Here is a 2,146-nt window from a genome sequence, read left to right as displayed (position 1 = left end):
GGTTGGACGCCACCGAGGTCCAGGTCCGCCGGCCCCCGGCCGGCCGCGGCGGGCGCCGTGCGTTCGTCTCGGGCAAGAAGAAACAGAACACGATGGTTGCCTTCATCGTGTTCTGTTTCTGTGTGTCCTGAGCATGAATTAGGAGTTGGTTGTAGGACAGCTTCCGATCATGGTGCTGTGTGGAAGATGAAGGTCTTGGCCCTTCGAAGTCGCCCTGCGGGGGGAGGCTTCAAACCGTCTCATGCTGCGTTAGCTAATGACTGTCGTGGTGAGCGATGAGGAAAAGGCGTCGTAAGAGGCGTCAGGTGGGGATCGGGAAGACGAACGCAAGTGAATCGCTGCTGACGTGTCGAAAGAACAACAGACGACATCAAAACCGGGGTGTAGAAGCGACTTCGGGATGAGCTTGGCGGGTGCCCGTCTATTGGCCAGGTGGTGTCCGGCATGAAGGCGACGTGAGCCCGGTCTGCGGCTTTCACATGGAACAGGAGAAGGCAGGTCCGACACTGCCGTCGTGCGGCGGCGGCGAGAGGGAGTGCCCCAAGCGGAAGACACCGTGAGGGGTCGAGTACCGATGCGGTACCTGCTGGCGGACCGGCTCGTAGTAGTGCTGAAGCCCCTGTAACGGGGGCGGAGCGAAGGGGCCGGGTCGTTCGTGACTGAGTTGATCACATCAACCGGACAGCGTCTGGGAGGAGTGCGATGAGCCAGTTGAAGTCATCGACCAAACCGTTTGAGATCTCGAAGTGGGAAGTCAAGGAGGCGTGGGAGGAAGTCAAGGCTAATAAAGGTGCGCCTGGAGTGGACGGGCAGAGCGTCGACGACTTCGAGAAGGATCTCAAGGGAAACCTGTAAAAGGTCTGGAACCGCATGTCGTCGGGCTCGTACTTTCCGCCTCCGGTGCGAGCGGTGGCCATTCCGAAGCCGCATGGCGGCGGCACGAGAATGCTCGGCATTCCCGCTGTTGCCGACCGGGTGGCTCAGACCGTCGTGGCCCGGCATCTGATGCGAAGGGTGGAGCAAGTTTTCCATCCGGACAGCTATGGATATCTGCCCGGACGGTCTGCCTTGGACGCGGTGGGAAAATGCAGGGAGCGTAGCTGGCGACGGGACTGGGTGGTCGAGTTCGACATCGCCAAGTTCTTCGACAGCGTGCCCTGGGGCCTGCTGGTCAAGGCGGTGGCCGCGCACACTGACGCTGTTTGGGTGAACTTGTATGTGCGGAGGTGGCTCGCCGCCCCGCTCGTCATGCCCGACGGCTCCCTGGTGGAGCGGGAGTGCGGAACGCCTCAAGGGGCGCCGGTCTCTCCCGTTCTGGCGAACCTGTTCCTGCACTACGCGTTCGACATGTGGATGGAACGGGAGTTCCCGTCCGTCTGGTTCGAGCGCTACGCGGACGACGCGGTGCTGCACTGCGTCACCGAGCGACAGGCCCGCGAGGTGCTGGCCGCGCTCACGGACAGGATGGTCGAGGTCGGGTTGCGGCTGCACCCGGACAAGACCCGGATCGTCTACTGCAAGGACGGCAGCCGCCGGCGCTCCTTCGAGCACACGGCGTTTACCTTCCTCGGATACACGTTCCGCGCTCGGAAGAACCGGAATCGACACAGCCAGCAGTTTCTGTCGTTCGAGCCGGGGATCAGCAGGGAGGCCCTGACGAGGATCGGTCGGGAGGCGCGGTCCTGGCGACTGCATCGACGTGCAGATCTGACCTTCAACGAGCTCGCACGCAGGATGAATCCTGTGATCGGGGGCTGGATCAACTACTACGGCCATTTCCGGCCCTGGGAGCTGAACCCCTTCCTGGCGCGCGTCAACACCTACTTGGTGCGTTGGATCCGTAACAAGTACAAGCGGCTCGCGGCCCAGCAGAGGGCGTACTCGAAGATGCAGGAGATCGCTCGGCGATACCCCCGCATGTTCGCGCACTGGCGCCTGTCTGTGGACGCCGTGCCGGTCTGATGACCAGAACGACAAGAGCCGTGTAACGGGCGACTGTTACGCACGGTTCTGTGAGAGCCGAGGGGTGAGACTCCCCTCGGCTACTCGACTCTTGCCCGAGACGAACGCACGGCGCCCGCCGCGGCCGGCCGGGGGCCGGCGGACCTGGACCTCGGTGGCGTCCAACCGCAGCTCGATGCCCTCG

General features: G+C 63.2%; 1 protein-coding gene and 3 pseudogenes. 3 read left to right on the top strand and 1 reads right to left on the bottom strand.

The genetic code is table 11. The annotated features are described in order from the left end of the window. The 3 genes and pseudogenes from ACIOMQ_RS41400 to ltrA all read left to right on the top strand — a co-directional run. Positions 1-110, top strand: a pseudogene (locus ACIOMQ_RS41400) (IS5/IS1182 family transposase); the annotation flags it as partial. Positions 111-702: 592 nt separating this feature from the next. Beyond that, positions 703-855 (top strand): hypothetical protein, encoded by a 153-nt coding sequence (locus tag ACIOMQ_RS41395; RefSeq protein ID WP_402192895.1) that lies wholly within the window; start codon positions 703-705, stop codon positions 853-855. Between the two features lie 12 nt (positions 856-867). After that, positions 868-1,962, top strand: a pseudogene (gene ltrA / locus ACIOMQ_RS41390) (group II intron reverse transcriptase/maturase); the annotation flags it as partial. Positions 1,963-2,046: 84 nt separating this feature from the next. Here ltrA and ACIOMQ_RS41385 read toward each other — a convergent pair. After that, a pseudogene (locus ACIOMQ_RS41385) lies at positions 2,047-2,146 on the bottom strand (IS5/IS1182 family transposase); the annotation flags it as partial.

The organism is Streptomyces sp. NPDC087845 (assembly GCF_044742755.1).
GTDB lineage: Bacteria > Actinomycetota > Actinomycetes > Streptomycetales > Streptomycetaceae > Streptomyces.
The sequence above is the reverse complement of the archived record's forward strand: the minus strand, read 5'-3'. Positions and strand labels throughout refer to the sequence as shown.

Excerpts from the sequence above, each read along its gene's own strand:
- ACIOMQ_RS41395 (WP_402192895.1), top strand. The coding sequence starts at position 703 with ATGAGCCAGTTGAAGTCATCGACCAAACCGTTTGAGATCTCGAAGTGG.